The 14,919-nt window shown below is 67.6% G+C and carries 14 protein-coding genes; all 14 read right to left on the reverse strand.

Annotation, left to right across the window (positions count from 1 at the left end; all coding sequences use genetic code 11):
• Nucleotides 1–18: 18 nt before the first annotated feature.
• Complete coding sequence (gene murD, locus AC3EF3_RS14020) at nt 19–1,605, reverse strand: UDP-N-acetylmuramoyl-L-alanine--D-glutamate ligase (RefSeq protein WP_488532763.1); 1,587 nt, start codon at nt 1,603–1,605, stop codon at nt 19–21.
• Nucleotides 1,518–2,696, reverse strand: a complete 1,179-nt coding sequence (gene mraY, locus AC3EF3_RS14025; protein ID WP_488532764.1) for a phospho-N-acetylmuramoyl-pentapeptide-transferase — start codon at nt 2,694–2,696, stop codon at nt 1,518–1,520. The genes murD and mraY overlap by 88 nt, the downstream gene beginning before the upstream one ends.
• A complete protein-coding gene (locus tag AC3EF3_RS14030) occupies nt 2,686–4,074 on the reverse strand; it encodes a UDP-N-acetylmuramoyl-tripeptide--D-alanyl-D-alanine ligase (protein ID WP_488533795.1) in 1,389 nt (462 codons plus the stop codon). Before AC3EF3_RS14030 ends, mraY begins: the two co-directional genes overlap by 11 nt.
• 8 nt (nt 4,075–4,082) lie before the next feature.
• Nucleotides 4,083–5,555 carry a UDP-N-acetylmuramoyl-L-alanyl-D-glutamate--2,6-diaminopimelate ligase gene (locus tag AC3EF3_RS14035; protein ID WP_488532765.1) on the reverse strand — a complete coding sequence of 491 codons (1,473 nt, stop codon included), beginning with the start codon at nt 5,553–5,555 and terminating at the stop codon, nt 4,083–4,085.
• The gene (locus AC3EF3_RS14040; RefSeq protein WP_488532766.1) at nt 5,555–7,288 is read right to left on the reverse strand and encodes a peptidoglycan D,D-transpeptidase FtsI family protein; all 1,734 of its coding nucleotides are present in this window, start codon (nt 7,286–7,288) and stop codon (nt 5,555–5,557) included. Before AC3EF3_RS14040 ends, AC3EF3_RS14035 begins: the two co-directional genes overlap by 1 nt.
• The gene (gene ftsL, locus AC3EF3_RS14045) at nt 7,285–7,563 is read right to left on the reverse strand and encodes a cell division protein FtsL (protein WP_488532767.1); all 279 of its coding nucleotides are present in this window, start codon (nt 7,561–7,563) and stop codon (nt 7,285–7,287) included. Before ftsL ends, AC3EF3_RS14040 begins: the two co-directional genes overlap by 4 nt.
• A gap of 55 nt (nt 7,564–7,618) precedes the next feature.
• On the reverse strand, nt 7,619–8,539 hold the full coding sequence (gene rsmH, locus AC3EF3_RS14050) for a 16S rRNA (cytosine(1402)-N(4))-methyltransferase RsmH (protein WP_488532768.1): 921 nt from the start codon (nt 8,537–8,539) through the stop codon (nt 7,619–7,621).
• 9 nt (nt 8,540–8,548) lie between these two features.
• Nucleotides 8,549–8,977 carry a division/cell wall cluster transcriptional repressor MraZ gene (mraZ, locus tag AC3EF3_RS14055; protein ID WP_488532769.1) on the reverse strand — a complete coding sequence of 143 codons (429 nt, stop codon included), beginning with the start codon at nt 8,975–8,977 and terminating at the stop codon, nt 8,549–8,551.
• A gap of 251 nt (nt 8,978–9,228) precedes the next feature.
• Nucleotides 9,229–9,894: a 3-oxoacid CoA-transferase subunit B gene (locus tag AC3EF3_RS14060; protein ID WP_488532770.1), complete on the reverse strand. Its 666-nt coding sequence runs from the start codon at nt 9,892–9,894 to the stop codon at nt 9,229–9,231.
• Nucleotides 9,891–10,592, reverse strand: a complete 702-nt coding sequence (locus tag AC3EF3_RS14065; protein WP_488532771.1) for a 3-oxoacid CoA-transferase subunit A — start codon at nt 10,590–10,592, stop codon at nt 9,891–9,893. The genes AC3EF3_RS14060 and AC3EF3_RS14065 overlap by 4 nt, the downstream gene beginning before the upstream one ends.
• 18 nt (nt 10,593–10,610) lie before the next feature.
• The gene (locus tag AC3EF3_RS14070) at nt 10,611–11,024 is read right to left on the reverse strand and encodes an OsmC family protein (protein WP_488532772.1); all 414 of its coding nucleotides are present in this window, start codon (nt 11,022–11,024) and stop codon (nt 10,611–10,613) included.
• A gap of 53 nt (nt 11,025–11,077) precedes the next feature.
• Nucleotides 11,078–12,394: an ATP-dependent protease ATPase subunit HslU gene (hslU, locus tag AC3EF3_RS14075; RefSeq protein WP_488532773.1), complete on the reverse strand. Its 1,317-nt coding sequence runs from the start codon at nt 12,392–12,394 to the stop codon at nt 11,078–11,080.
• The gene (gene hslV / locus AC3EF3_RS14080; protein WP_488532774.1) at nt 12,391–12,948 is read right to left on the reverse strand and encodes an ATP-dependent protease subunit HslV; all 558 of its coding nucleotides are present in this window, start codon (nt 12,946–12,948) and stop codon (nt 12,391–12,393) included. The genes hslU and hslV overlap by 4 nt, the downstream gene beginning before the upstream one ends.
• A gap of 52 nt (nt 12,949–13,000) precedes the next feature.
• On the reverse strand, nt 13,001–14,908 hold the full coding sequence (locus tag AC3EF3_RS14085) for an STAS domain-containing protein (RefSeq protein WP_488532775.1): 1,908 nt from the start codon (nt 14,906–14,908) through the stop codon (nt 13,001–13,003).
• Nucleotides 14,909–14,919 lie beyond the last annotated feature (11 nt).

Raw genomic sequence — 14,919 nt, forward strand, 5'->3', positions numbered from 1 at the left:
AACCGGCGGCGATCGCGTTCACGACTGCACCTCCACGTCCACGCCCGCGTCATCCGCCACCGCACGCACGGCCGCGCGGAACACCTCGGCGCGATGCGGGTAGTTGCGGAACATGTCGAAGCTCGCACAGGCCGGCGACATCAGCACCGCATCGCCCGCGTGGGCCCGCTGCGTCGCGAGCTTGACCGCTTCTTCCATGGAGCCGGCTGCGATCAGGCTCACGCCGCTGTTTTCCAGCACCGAGCGGATCATCGGCGCGTCGCGGCCAATCAGCACGGCGGCGCGCGCATAGCGCGAGACCGGATCGGCCAAGGGCGAGAAGTCCTGGCCCTTGCCGTCCCCACCGAGGATCACGATGACCTTGCGGTCGGCACCGAGCCCCTGCAACGCGGCCACGGTCGCGCCGACGTTCGTGCCCTTGCTGTCGTCGAAATATTCGACGCCGTTCACGATACCGACCGGCTCGACGCGATGCGGCTCGCCACGGTATTCGCGCAAGCCAAAGAGCATCGGGCCGAGCTGGCAGCCGGCACCGGTCGCCAGCGCGAGCGCCGCCAGCGCGTTCACGGCGTTGTGGCGGCCGCGGATGCGAAGCGCGTCGGCCGGCATGAGGCGCTGGAAATGCAATTCCTGTTCTTCGCCCTTGCGGTGCTTCTGCGTTTCGTCGGCTTCCAGCGCGCGCACCAGCCAGGCCATGCCGTTGACGACCTCGATGCCGAAATCGCCCGGCCGCTGCGGCATGTCACCACCGAAAGTGACGTGCTCGCGCTGTTCATACTTGCCGCCCTTGAGCCGCACCGGCTCGGGCAGCATTTTCATCACGAGCGGGTCCTCGCGATTGAGCACCATCACCGCGGACTTGCCGAACACGCGTGCCTTGGCGGCAGCGTAGGCTTCCATGGTGCCGTGCCAGTCGAGGTGGTCCTGGGTGACGTTCAGCACGACCGCGACGGTCGGCTCGAAGTCGCCCGCGACATCCAGCTGGAAGCTGGAAAGCTCGACCACCCACGTCTGCGGCAGCGCCTGCGCATCGATCTTCTGCGCGAGCGTCTCCAGCAGCGTCGGGCCGATGTTGCCCGCCACGGCCACCGTGCGGCCGCTGCGCTCGACCAGTTGCCCGGTCAGCGACGTCACCGTCGTCTTGCCGTTCGTGCCGGTCACCGCGAGCACGGCCGGCGCGTAACCCTGTTCTTCCTTCAGCCGCGCGAGTGCATCGGCGAAGAGGCTCAGCTCGCCGCCCACGGGCAGGCCCTGCGCCTGCGCGGCGCTGGTCACGGGCGCGGCCTGCTCCGGCGCCAGCCCCGGGCTGCGGAACACGGCCTGCACGCCGTCGAGCAATGACTCGCTGAACTCTCCGGCGATGAAGTTGACCTGTGGCAGGTGCTCGCGCAAGGCCGCGAGTTGCGGCGGGTCCGCGCGCGTGTCGGCCACGGTGACGCGGGCGCCTTCGCGGACGCACCAGCGCGCCATCGCAAAGCCGGAGGCGCCGAGGCCGAGGACGAGGACGTGTTGGCCGTTCATCTGAGTTTCAGGGTGGACAGGCCGACGAGGCACAACAGCATGGTGATGATCCAGAACCGCACGACGACCTGCGTCTCGGTCCATCCGCTCTTCTCGAAGTGGTGGTGCAGCGGCGCCATCAGCAGGATGCGCCGGCCCTGGCCGTACTTCTTCTTCGTGTACTTGAAATACGTCACCTGGATCATCACGGAGATGGCCTCGACCACGAAGATGCCGCCCATGATCGCGAGCACGATCTCCTGCCGCACGATCACGGCGATCGTGCCGAGCGCGCCGCCGAGCGCCAGGGCGCCGACGTCGCCCATGAACACCTGCGCCGGGTACGCGTTGAACCAGAGGAACGCGAGCCCCGAGCCCGCGATCGCCGCGCAGAAGATCAGCAGCTCGCCCGAACCCGGGATGTGCGGGAAGAACAGGTACTTCGAATAGACGGCGCTGCCCGTCACGTAGGCGAACACGCCCAGCGCCGAGCCGACCATCACCACCGGCATGATCGCCAGGCCATCGAGGCCGTCCGTCAGGTTCACGGCATTGCTCGAGCCGACGATGACGATATAGGTGAGGATCACGAAGCCGAACACGCCCAGCGGGTAGCTGATCTCCTTGACGAACGGCACCAGCAGGCCGGCCTTGGGCGGCAGGTTCACGTCGAAGCCCGAAGCGACCCAGGTGTAGAACAGCTGCAGCACGCGCCAGTTGGAGCTTTCCGAAATGCTGAACACCAGGTACAGCGCGGCGACCAGGCCGATCAGCGACTGCCAGAAGTACTTCTCGCGCGAACGCATGCCTTCCGGGTCCTTGCGCACGACCTTGCGCCAATCGTCCACCCAGCCGATCGCGCCGAAGCCGACCGTGACGGCGAGCACGATCCACACGAAGCGGTTCGTCCAGTCGAACCACAGCAGTGTCGAGACCGCGATCGCGATCAGGATCAGCACGCCGCCCATCGTCGGCGTGCCGCTCTTCACGAGGTGCGTCTCCATGCCGTAGCCGCGCACCGGCTGGCCGATCTTGAGCGACGTCAGCTGGCGGATCACGGGCGGGCCGGCCATCAGGCCGATCAGCAGCGCTGTCATGGCCGCCATCACCGCGCGGAACGTGATGTACTGGAACACGCGCAGGAACCCGAACTCGGGCCCCATGTTCTGCAGCCAGCTCGCGAGGCTAAGCAGCATTCGAATTTCCCCCTCGTTGTTGTTCCTGCTGCGCGCGCTGCACGATGGCTTCGACGACGCGCTCCATCTTCATGAAACGCGAGCCCTTCACGAGCACGCTCGCGGCCGAGCCGAGTTCGCCCAGCACCGCGGCGTTGAGCGCGTCGACGTCGGCGAAGTGACGGCCCTTCATCGCGACCGACTGGTCGCCCAGCGTGAAGAGCCGGTCGATCCCGCGTGCACGCGCGTGCTCGCCGACCTCCGCGTGGAACTGCGGCCCCTGCGTGCCCACTTCGCCCATGTCGCCCAGCACCGCCAGGCGCGGCGCCGGCAGTTCCGCGAGCACGTCGATGGCGGCGCGCACGGAATCCGGATTGGCGTTGTAAGTGTCGTCCACCATCGTGATCGCACGCCCGGCGATCGACAGCGCCACCGCCCGCGAGCGGCCCTTCACCGGCTCGAAGCTCTCCAGACCTTGCGCGATCGCCTGCAGCGGCACGCCGGCCGCGAGCGCGCAGGCCGCGGCCGCCTGCGAGTTGCGCACGTTATGGCGGCCGGCGATATGGAGTCGGTAGCCCACCGGGCCGGCGGGCGTTTGCACGCGCACCTGCCAGTGGCCCTCTTGCCATTCAGTCCCGGCCAGAACGATGTCGGCGCCCGAATCTTCGGCGCCGAAAGTCATGCAGGGGCGCTTGCCTGCGATCTGCTTCCACAGCGCCGTGAATTCCTCGCCCGCGGGGAACACCGCCACGCCCGTGGGCCCCAGCGCGGACAGCACCGAGCCGTTCTCGCGCGCGACGGCTTCGACCGTGGCCATGAATTCCTGGTGTTCGCGCTGCGCGTTGTTCACCAGCGCGACGGTGGGCCTGGCGATGTTCGCGAGGTACGCGATTTCGCCCGGGTGGTTCATCCCGAGCTCGATCACGCCGACCTTGTGCTCCGCCCGCAGGCGCAGCAGCGTGAGCGGCAGGCCGATGTCGTTGTTCAGGTTGCCCTGCGTGGCGAGCATGTTCTGCGGCTGCCACGCGCGCAGGATGGAGGCGATCATCTGCGTCACGGTGGTCTTGCCGTTGCTGCCCGTCACCGCGATGAGCGGCAGCGTGAACTGCGAACGCCAGCCGGCGGCGAGCTGGCCCAGCGCGAGCTTCGTGTCGTCGACCTCGATGCCCGGCAGGCCCTGAGGCAGGCGGCCGCGATGCGCGATGGCCGCAATCGCACCTCGGGCCTTCGCATCGGCCAGGAAATCGTTCGCGTCGAAGCGCTCACCCCGGAGCGCCACGAACAGGTCGCCCGGCTGCAGCGTGCGCGTGTCGCTGTGCACACGGGCGATGGCGACGTTGCCGTCGCCTGCCAGCTTGCCACCGGCGATCCAGGACAGCGCCTGCGCGAGCGTCATCATCGTCGCGCTCATGCCGCGCCCCTCGCGTCGAGCGCGCGCTGCGCGTGCTCGCGGTCGGAGAACGGGTGCTTCACGCCCGCGACCTCCTGGTAGTCCTCGTGGCCTTTGCCGGCGATGAGCACCACGTCCTTCGGCCCCGCCTGCGCGATGGTTTCCGCAATCGCCTTGGCGCGGTCCGCCTGCACCTGCACGCATTGCGCATGCGACAGGCCCAGCAGGATCTGGCTGATGATGTTCTCGGGCTTCTCGGAGCGGGGGTTGTCGCTGGTCACGACCACGTGGTCGGCATCCTTCTCGACCACCGCCGCCATCAGCGGGCGCTTGGTCGCATCGCGATCGCCCCCGCAGCCGAAGACGCACCAGAGTTCACCGCCGCGCTCTTGCGCGAGCGGACGCAGCGCGGTGAGCGCCTTGTCCAGGGCATCGGGCGTGTGCGCGTAATCGACGGCGACCAGCGGCTGGCCGCGTTGCGCCAGCCGCTCCATGCGGCCGGGCACCGGGAGCAGGCTGCCGCAGGCGCGCACGGCATCGGCAAGGGGCACGCCCATGGCGCGCATCGCGGCAATCACGCCCAGCAGGTTCGAGACGTTGTACTGGCCGATGACGCTGGTGGCGAGGGGAACGCGCGCCTCGCCTTCGCACACGTCGAAGCGCAGGCCCGCCTCGCCATAGCCGATGTCCTTCGCCTCGATGCACGCCGGCTCGAGGCACGAAACCGTCCAGACCTCGAGCGACGAGCCCTGGAGCGAGCGCGCCAACTCGCGCCCGTTGTCGTCATCGACGTTCACCACCGCGGCCCTTGCGCCGGGCCAGCGGAACAGCTCCGCCTTCGCCTCCCAGTAGTCCTCCATCGTGCGGTGGTAGTCCAGGTGGTCCTGCGTGAAGTTCGTGAACAGCGCGACGCGGATGCGCGTGCCGTCCAGGCGCCGCTCGACGATGCCGACCGACGACGCTTCGATCGCACAGGCCTTCACGCCCGCATCGACGAATCGGCGGAACTGGCCTTGCAGCAGCACGGGATCGGGCGTCGTGAGGCCGACGAAGTCGACCTGCGGCGGCCGGCCGATCCCGAGCGTGCCGACCACGCCGCACGGGATGCCGACGTTCGACAGCGCCTGCGCGAGCCACCACGACGTGGAGGTCTTGCCGTTCGTGCCTGTCACCGCGAGCACATCGAGCCGGTCGGTGGGATGGCCGTAGTAGTCGGCCGCGATCGGTCCCGTCGCGGGCTTGAGCCGCGCGTACGAGGCGATCGCTTCCGAGTCGAAACCGAAACTCTCCACCCCTTCGCGCTCGACCAGGCACGCGGCCGCGCCTTGCGCGAGGGCCTGCGGCACGTGCTTGCGGCCGTCGGTCGCGGCGCCGGGCCATGCGATGAAGCCGTCACCCGGCTTCACCTGGCGGCTGTCGCAATGAAGCTGCCCGGTGACGCGCGTGCGCAGCCACTGCGCGGCTTCCTGGGCGCTGCGCATCTCGAGCATCAGAACGACTCCTCCACCGCGTTCACCACGATCTGCGGCTTCACGTTCATGTCGGGCTGCACGCCCATCATCCGCAGCGTCTGCTGGACGGTGGCGCTGAACACGGGCGCGGCGACATCGCCGCCGAAGTACTTGCCGGCCGAGGGCTCGTCGACCATCACGGCCACGACGATGCGCGGCTTCTCGATCGGCGCGATGCCCACGAACCACGAGCGGTACTTGTTGGTGACGTAGCCCTTGCCGACCTGCTTGTAGGCCGTGCCCGACTTGCCGCCGACCGAGTAGCCGAGCGTCTGCGCCTTCGGGCCGGTGCCGCCCGGGCCCGCGGCCATCTGCAGCATCGTGCGGATTTCCTTCACGGTGCCTTCGGAAAACACCTGCACGCCCATGGCGGGCTCGGCGCTCTTGAGCAGCGTCGCCGGGATGATCTGGCCGTCATGCGCCCACACCGTGTACGAACGTGCCATCTGGAACAGCGACGCCGACAGGCCGTAGCCGTAGGACATCGTGGCCTGCTCGACCGGCTTCCAGGTCTTGTAGGGGCGCAGGCGCCCCGTCACCGCGCCGGGGAACGTGATCTGCGGCTTCTGGCCGAAGCCGACCTGCGTGAACAGCTCCCACATCTGCCGCGGCTGCATCTGCAGCGCGATCTTGAGCGTGCCGATGTTGCTCGACTTCTGGATGACCTCCTGCACCGTCAGCGCGCCGTGCGGGTGCGCGTCGGAGATCTTCATGCCGCCCATCATGATCCAGCCCGGCGCCGTCGGGATCACGGTCTGCGGCGTGACCAGCTTGTTCTCCAGTGCGAGCGCGACGGTGAACGGCTTCATCGTCGAGCCGGGCTCGAACACGTCGGTGAGCGCGCGGTTGCGCAGCTGCTCGCCCAGGAGGTTGTGGCGCTTGCCCGGCGAATAGCTCGGGTAGTTGGCGAGCGCGAGCACTTCGCCCGTGAGTGCGTCCAGCACGACGACGCTGCCTGCCTTGGCCTTGTTCTCGACCACCGCGTCGCGCAGTTTCTGGTACGCGAAGAACTGGATCTTGCTGTCCACCGACAGCTGCAGGTCGCGCCCGTCCACCGGCGGCACCTGCTCGCCCACGTCCTCGACGATGTGGCCCAGGCGATCCTTGATCACGCGGCGCGAACCCGCCTTGCCCGCGAGGTCCTTGTCGAACGCGAGCTCCATGCCTTCCTGGCCATGGTCCTCGACGTTCGTGAAGCCCACGACGTGCGCCGCCGCTTCGCCCTCCGGGTATTCGCGCTTGTATTCCTTGCGCTGGAAGACGCCGCGGATGTTCAGCGCGGCGACTTTCTGCGCGACCGAGTCGTCGACCTGGCGCTTGAGCCACACGAAGGTCTTGTCCTCGTCGCGCAGCTTCTTCTCCAGCTCGGACATCGGCATGTCGAGCAGCCTGGCGAGCTGCGCCAGCTTGGCCTTGTCGCGGTCCAGATCCTCGGGCGAAGCCCAGATGCTGGGGGCGGGCACGCTGATCGCGAGCAGCAGCCCGTTGCGATCGAGGATGCGGCCGCGGTTGGCGGGCAGCTCCAGCGTGCGGGCGAAGCGCACCTCGCCCTGCTTCTGGAAGAACTCGTTGCCGAACACCTGGATCCACGCCGCACGCCCCGCGAGCGCGACAAAGCCCACGGCGATGGCACCGACGATGAACTTGCTGCGCCACACGGGCGTCCGGCTCGCGAGCAAGGGGCTGGATGTGTAGATCACACTGCGGCTCATGGCTGACCTCCGCTCGCACCCTTCACGTACTGCGTGATCGCGGGCGTGGCCGTGCGCATCTGCAGCTGCTCCTTGGCGAGCTTCTCCACGCGCAGCGAGGTGGCCTGGGCGCGTTTCTCGAATTCGAGCTTCTCGTGCTCGATCTCGAGCCGGCGCGCATCGCTGGTCGCCTTGTCCAGCTCGGCATACAGGCGGCGTGACTCGTACTGCGTGCGCACGAGGAACAGTGCGCTCGCCAGCACGGCCACCAGCAGGACCAGGTTCAGCCGCGTCATGGAGAAACCTCCGTGCTGCGCACTGCGGTATGAGGCTTCGGAGCGGCCGCGCGCCTCATGCCTCGGTCCTTTCGGCCACACGCATGATCGCGCTGCGCGCACGCGGATTGGCCTGCACTTCTTCCGGCAGCGGGCGCACACGCCCGAGCGCCTTCAGCTTCATCGGCTGGGGCCTGGCGAAAAGCGCGCGGCGATCGACCACCTCGCGCGAATGCCGCGCGATGAACTGCTTGACGATGCGGTCTTCCAGCGAATGGAAGCTGATCACCACGAGTCGACCTCCGGGTTGCAGCGCATGCAGGCTCGCCTCTAGCGCCTGGCCGAGCTCTTCAAGCTCGGCGTTGACGAAAATCCGAAGAGCCTGAAATGTGCGCGTCGCAGGGTCCTGGCCCGCCTCGCGGGTCTTGACCGCGCCAGCCACGAGCTCGGCCAGTTCCCGTGTCGTTCGAACCGGGCCCCGCTCCTGTCGGCGAGAAACAATCGCCTTTGCAACCTGAACAGCAAACCGTTCTTCGCCAAAGTCACGTATCACCTCCGCGATGCGGCTTGCGTCCGCCGTGGCCAGCCAGTCGGCCGCGCTCTGTCCGCGCGTGGTGTCCATGCGCATGTCGAGCGGTCCTTCCGAGCGAAAAGAAAAACCCCGCGCGGGGTTGTCGATCTGCGGCGAGCTCACGCCCAGGTCCATCAGGATGCCGGCGATGCTCGAACCCTCGAGCTCCGAGATCGCCGCGAAGCTGCCGTGGCGGATCTCGAAACGCTCGTCCTCGATCGCATTGGCCGCGGCCACGGCCTCCGGGTCCTTGTCGAACGCGATCAGCCGCGAGCTCTCGTCCATGCGCGAAAGGATCGCGCGCGAGTGCCCGCCCCTGCCGAACGTCGCGTCGACATAGGTTTGTCCCGGCTTGGTGAATGCGTCGGCCGAAAGGGCGGCGACTGCTTCGTTCAACAAGACGGTGGTGTGATTCCATGCGTCCACCGCCTGCGCTCAGAAAGAAAAATCCTTGAAGACGTCGGGCATCGCGCCCTGCATCGCCTCCGCTTCCTTGGCTTCGTATTTCGTCTTGTCCCAGAGCTCGAAGTAGGTGCCCATGCCCAGCAGCATGGTTTCCTTCTCGATGCCCGCCGCGGCCCGCAGTTCGGGAGAGACCAGCACACGGCCCGTGCCGTCGAGTTCCCCGTCCATCGCGTTGCCAAGGAAGATTCTCTTCCACCACTGCGCATCCATCGGTAACGCAGCGATACGGTCGCGGAATTTTTCCCATTCCGGACGCGGAAAGATCATCAAACAGCCATGCGGGTGCTTGGTGATGGTGACCTGGTTCCCCGCCGTGGCGGCCAGCACATCACGATGACGCGTCGGGACGGATAGCCGGCCCTTGGCATCGAGAGTGAGTGACGAAGCGCCCTGGAACACCTTGGTAAGTCCTTGCTACCTTTACCGAAGCCGGAAACGGCGCACCAAGGCACCTTTTCCCACTTCATTGCACTTTTTTGCACTGTAGCAGGAAAAAGCAGCAACGCAAGCCGGGCGAAGCCCGGTTTTCGCAATGAAATCAAGGACTTAGAGCGGGCTTTGCGCCCGGTCAACGAGGAAAAATCGTTCTGAATGAACGACTTAGCTGAGGCAGTGGAAGTGAATCCTCAGAAGAGAGCCGCCTGGTTAAATTATGTAGCCGGGTCACCCGCCATCGCGAACGGCAAGCCGACCATGCGTTCCAGTTCGGCCGGGGGCAAGCCGTCGACGACATCGATCAAGCGCAATCCCTGCGGCGTGCATTCGAAGGTGGCGAGGTCGGTGTACACGCGCTTGACGCAGGCGATGCCGGTCAGCGGATAGTCGCAACGATCCACCAGCTTGCTCTCGCCCTTCCTGGTGAGCAGGTCCATCATCACCCAGGTCTGCCGGGCGCCGACGGCCAGGTCCATGGCGCCGCCCACCGCGGGAATCGCGTCCTTCTCACCCGTGTGCCAGTTCGCGAGGTCCCCCGTCGCCGAGACCTGGAAGGCCCCCAGCACGCAGATGTCCAGGTGGCCGCCGCGCATCATCGCGAAGCTGTCCGCGTGGTGGAAGTACGCGCCGCCGGGCAGCAGGGTCACAGGCTGCTTGCCGGCGTTGATGAGGTCGAAATCCTCGTCACCGGCCGCGGGTGCCGGGCCCATGCCGAGAATGCCGTTCTCGCTGTGCAGCAGCACCTCGATGCCGGCCGGCAGGTGGTTCGCCACCAGCGTCGGCATGCCGATGCCCAGGTTCACACAGGCGCCCTCGTGGATGTCGCGCGCGACGCGCTGCGCCAGCTGGTCCTTGGTTCGCTTCTCGTATGCCATGGTCATGCTGCCTGCCGGACGCCGCCCGCCTGCGTGGCGACGCGGGGAACGCGCACGATGCGGTGCACGAAGATGCCGGGCGTGACGATGGCCTCCGGGTCCATCGCACCCAGCTCGACGATCTCGTGCACGCTGGCCACCGTGCGTTGCGCCGCCGTCGCCATCACCGGGCCGAAGTTGCGCGCCGCCTTGCGGTACTGGAGATTGCCCCAGCGGTCGCCGCGCTCGGCTTTGATCAGCGCGAGGTCGCCGTGGATCGGGTACTCGAGCACATAGGGCTTGCCGTCGATCATGCGGGTCTCCTTGCCTTCGGCCAGTGGCGTGCCGTATCCGGTGGGCGTGAAGAAGGCGCCGATGCCTGCGCCGGCGGCGCGCAGCCGTTCGGCAAGATTGCCTTGCGGCACCAGCTCGAGTTCGATCCTGCCGCTGCGGTACAGCCCGTCGAACACCTGGCTGTCGGCCTGGCGCGGGAAGCTGCACACGATCTTGCGCACGCGGCCCGCCTTCAGCAGCGCAGCCAGGCCGGTTTCGCCGTTGCCGGCGTTGTTGTTGACCACCGTGAGCTCGCGTGCCCCCTGCTCGATCAGCCCATCGATGAGCTCCGACGGAATGCCGGCGGTGCCGAAGCCGCCGATCAGCACGGTGGCGCCGTCGCGGACACCCGCGAGCGCTTCGGCGATGGAGGGGGCGATCTTGTCGATCACGACGCCTGCCTCTGGACTTCAGGCGTCGGCCGCCGCCAGGTCGGTGGTGACTTCGAAGCGGCCGCTGAGCGCCTTGTGGATCGGGCACGCGTTGGCCACGCGCAGCAGGTCGGCGCGCTGCGCTTCGTCCAGCGGGCCGTGCACGGCGACCTGTCGTGCGATGCGGTACACGCCGCCCGATTCATTGCGTTGCACCTGCACGTCCACCCCCTGGAGCGGATAGCCCTTGCGCTTCGCGTAGAGCTGCAACGTGAGCATGGTGCAGGCCGTCAGTGCGGAATCGAGCAGCTGGTGCGGTGTCGGCGCGTCGCCCGCGCCACCCAGGGCCGGGTCCAGGTCGGCTCGCCAGAGCGCGTTGCCGGCGCGCAGTTCGACGGCGGTGGTGCCGGCGAGCGTGCGGCCGGTGACGGGAAGGGGTGCTTGCGTTTCCATGTCCGCATTGTGCGGGAACCCAAGCTCGCGGCTGCCGAACGGCTCGGGGAAACTCAGAGGATGTAGCGGGAAAGGTCCTCGTCGCGGCTCAGGTCCTTCAGCCGCGTATCGACGTACGCACCGTCGATGACCACGTGCTTGTCCACCAGCCGCGTCGCGTCGAAGCTCACGTCCTCCAGCAGGCGCTCCATCACGGTGGCCAAACGCCGCGCGCCGATGTTCTCGGTGCGCTCGTTCACGTCGTACGCGATCGCCGCGATCCGCGTGATCGCATCGGGCGCGAATTCGAGCGTCACGCCTTCGGTGGCCAGCAGCGCCTCGTACTGCTTCACGAGCGACGCATGCGTCTGCGTGAGGATCGCCTCGAAGTCTTCCACCGACAGCGACTTCAACTCCACCCGGATCGGCAGGCGCCCCTGCAGTTCCGGGATCAGGTCGCTGGGCTTGGAGAGGTGGAACGCGCCGCTCGCGATGAAGAGGATGTGGTCGGTCTTGATGGGCCCGTACTTGGTCGACACGGTGGTGCCTTCGACCAGCGGCAGCAGGTCGCGCTGCACGCCCTGGCGCGACACGTCGGCACCCTGCACTTCGCTGCGCGTCGCGACCTTGTCGATCTCGTCGATGAAGACGATGCCGTTCTGCTCGGCGTTCTGGATGGCCTGCGCCCGGATCTCGTCCTCGTTCACGAGCTTGGCGGCTTCCTCGTCGACCAGCAGCCTCATCGCCTCGCCGATCCTGAGCTTGCGCCGTTGCCGTTTCGCGCCGCCGAACTGCTGGAACACGCCGCGCAGCTGCTCGGCCATGTCCTCCATGCCCGCGGGCCCGAGGATTTCCAGCTGCTGGCGCTGCTCGGCGACGTCGATCTCGATCTCCGTGTCATCGAGCAGGTGCTCGCGCAGCTTCTTGCGGAAGGTCTGGCGCGCCGTGTTGTCGCCGCTGGATTCGCCGAAGCGCGCCGGCGGCACGAGCACGTCGAGGATGCGGTCCTCCGCGGCGTCTTCGGCGCGCGAGCGGACCTTGCGCATCTCGCCCACGCGCGTCTGCTTCACGGCCATCTCCGCGAGGTCGCGCACGATCGAATCGACGTCCTTGCCGACGTAGCCGACCTCGGTGAATTTCGTGGCTTCCACCTTGATGAAGGGTGCGTCCGCCAGCCGCGCGAGGCGCCGCGCGATCTCGGTCTTGCCCACGCCCGTCGGGCCGATCATCAGGATGTTCTTGGGCGTGATCTCGGTACGCAGCTTCTCGTCGACCTGCTGGCGGCGCCAGCGGTTGCGCAAGGCGATCGCCACCGCGCGCTTGGCTTCGTGCTGGCCGACGATGTGGCGGTCCAGTTCGGAGACGATCTCCTGGGGGGTCATGGAGCTCATGCCGACCCCAGCGTTTCGATCGTGTGGTTCATGTTCGTGTAGATGCACAGCTCGCCGGCGATCTCCAGCGATTTCTTCACGATCTCATGGGCCTGCAGCCGGGTGTTGTCCAGCAATGCCTTGGCGGCGGCCTGGGCATACGGCCCGCCGGAGCCGATGGCGATGATTCCGTATTCGGGCTCGAGCACGTCGCCGTTGCCGGTGATGATGAGCGAGGCATCGCGATCGGCCACGGCCAGCATCGCCTCGAGCCGCCGCAGCACGCGGTCGGTGCGCCAGTCCTTGGTGAGCTCGATGGCCGAGCGCACGAGGTGGCCCTGGTGCTTTTCCAGCTTGGCCTCGAACCGTTCGAACAGCGTGAACGCGTCGGCCGTGGCGCCGGCAAAGCCGGCGAGCACCTTGTCGTGGTAGAGCTTGCGGACCTTGCGCGCCGAGCCTTTGACCACCACGTTGCCCAGGGTCACCTGGCCATCGCCGCCGATCGCCACCTGCCAGCGGCCGTCGGCGTCCTGGCGCCGCACGCTGACGATGGTCGTACCGTGAAATTGTTCCATCGCGTCGACTTGGGGACGACAGCGCCGAATGCAAGCCGGCGCGCGGGACGTTTCAGTCGGCGCGGGCGATCACGCGGGCGTGCTCGCTGATGCCGATCACGTTGAAGAACGCGGCGACCAGCCGGTGCACCTCGACGAATTGCACCTGCCGTCCTTCCAGCTGGCGCGCGGTCACCCAGTTGAGCAGCGTACCGGCGGCGGTGAAGTCGATCCGGATGAGCCGGGTGCAGGTGATCACGACGATGTCGGCGCCCAGCGTCTTCGCCTCGAGCATTTCCAGCGCTTCGGTGGCATCGCCGAGGATCTGGCCCGCGAGCTCCACCGTCGAGATGTTGGACATCTGGGAAGTCAGGCCGGCGGCGGCGGTGTCGCTGTAACCGAGGCTCGACGACAGGGAATCGCGGAACGCCTCGCCGACGAAGGTTTGGCCGGCGACAAAGCTGCCGTCCGCCTGCAGCGGCTTGTATTCGCAGCGCGCGCTCTCCCAGGAAGGCGGAGACACTTCGTACGTCACGCAGTAGTCGAGCGCGACCAGTTCGAACTCGTCGGGCCGGTGCATCACGCGCAGCACTTCCATGCGCAGTTTCCACCACGCCGGGTTGACGCTCTTGTCTCCCGAAGGCGTGGCTTCCCGGAGCACCTTCTCCAGGTTCTCGAAACCCATGAACCGCAGTTGCACCGGCTGCGCCGCCCACTGCGTGAACTGCCTGGCCATCGGCTCGATGGCCGCTTCGTCGATCACATTGAGCTTGGCCCAGGACAGTTTCCACGGCGCCGGCACCTTCGCCAGCGCGGCGTTCATCGCCGCGATCGATTGCGTCCCGAGCGTGGCGGGCGAGGTCCAGTTGGCCGCGGCGTTGCCGGCGGGCGCGGCGGCGGGTGCGGTCATGCGGCCGACCGCTTCGGGGATCGAGAACCACTGCGGTGCCGAGCGGCCGAAGCGCCCGGCAAAATCGATCGCGGCCGTCTCGAAGCGATCCTGCCGGCCCGTGGCGCGATAGAGGTCGAAGAGCGTGAGCCAGGTTTCGTCGTGGTCGATGCGCTGGCCGGTGGGCGCGAGCACGTCCTGCAGGCCCGCTTCGGCGCCGGCATCGTCGCCATTGGCGAAGCGGATGGCGGCCTCTTCCAGTTCCGGGTCGTGCGCGAACTCCTCGACGTCGATGGCGAACAGCTTCGAGCCGGAAAAGCCCGAGGGGGTGCCGGGATCGGACGCCGGGCCCGCGGGCGTCGACTGCGGGACGGCCAGCAACTGCGACAGCGGCCCCAACTGCGACAGCGGCGGCGACTTCGGCGGCACGGGCGCAGGCGGCGCGGACGCCGCCTCGCGCGGCCTCAGGGGACTCGCGACCGTCGGAGGCGGCGGAGCCGGCGGCTGCATCAGCTCCGGCGCGACCGAATCGAGCATCGGGTCCAGGTCGACCGGCAGGGTCTTTTCCTCCGCAGCGAAGTTCGTACGCAGCGGCTGCGGATCGGTCTTGCTGTAGGCGGTGGACGGCCCGCGCTCGGGCGGCACGGCCGCGGACCCACGCAGGGCAGCCGGCATCGTCGGTGGCGTGGCGGAGAGGCCGCCGGCAACGGTGGCCAGGCGGCTCGAGGCGTCGCCGTGCTTGGTCTTCCACCACTGCATGGACATCTGCGCCTCGATCTCGTCGATCTTCTTCAGCGTCGTCGCCCGGTCATCGGGCTTGGACGGCATCGAGCTCTGGAAGAACGAGGGGCGCGCGCCGGGATCCTGCCCCGCCATCACCTCGGAGCGGCGCATCTTGCGCAGCATGTCGAACTCGCGCTTGCGGACGAAGTCGTTGCGCCGCTTGCGCTCGATCATCTCCTTGAGCATCTGCTTGGAGTACGAGCTTTCGCGGTCGCTGTCCGCCGAGTCGAGGTCGGCCCAGTTCGTCGTCGGGTTCTTGACGAACTTCACCACCTTCGACAGCAAGCCGGATCCTTCGTCTTTCGACATCGTGGAGGTGG

This window comes from Ramlibacter sp. GS1-15 (assembly GCF_057785015.1).

Coding starts and splice junctions, on each gene's coding strand:
- murD (WP_488532763.1), bottom strand. CDS start 1,605: ATGGACCGAGACGCAGGTCGTCGTGCGGTTCTGGATCATCACCATGCT.
- mraY (WP_488532764.1), bottom strand. CDS start 2,696: ATGCTGCTTAGCCTCGCGAGCTGGCTGCAGAACATGGGGCCCGAGTTC.
- AC3EF3_RS14030 (WP_488533795.1), bottom strand. CDS start 4,074: ATGATGACGCTCGCGCAGGCGCTGTCCTGGATCGCCGGTGGCAAGCTG.
- AC3EF3_RS14035 (WP_488532765.1), bottom strand. CDS start 5,555: ATGCTCGAGATGCGCAGCGCCCAGGAAGCCGCGCAGTGGCTGCGCACG.
- AC3EF3_RS14040 (WP_488532766.1), bottom strand. CDS start 7,288: ATGAGCCGCAGTGTGATCTACACATCCAGCCCCTTGCTCGCGAGCCGG.
- ftsL (WP_488532767.1), bottom strand. CDS start 7,563: ATGACGCGGCTGAACCTGGTCCTGCTGGTGGCCGTGCTGGCGAGCGCA.
- AC3EF3_RS14060 (WP_488532770.1), bottom strand. CDS start 9,894: ATGACCATGGCATACGAGAAGCGAACCAAGGACCAGCTGGCGCAGCGC.
- AC3EF3_RS14070 (WP_488532772.1), bottom strand. CDS start 11,024: ATGGAAACGCAAGCACCCCTTCCCGTCACCGGCCGCACGCTCGCCGGC.
- hslU (WP_488532773.1), bottom strand. CDS start 12,394: ATGAGCTCCATGACCCCCCAGGAGATCGTCTCCGAACTGGACCGCCAC.
- hslV (WP_488532774.1), bottom strand. CDS start 12,948: ATGGAACAATTTCACGGTACGACCATCGTCAGCGTGCGGCGCCAGGAC.
- AC3EF3_RS14085 (WP_488532775.1), bottom strand. CDS start 14,908: ATGTCGAAAGACGAAGGATCCGGCTTGCTGTCGAAGGTGGTGAAGTTC.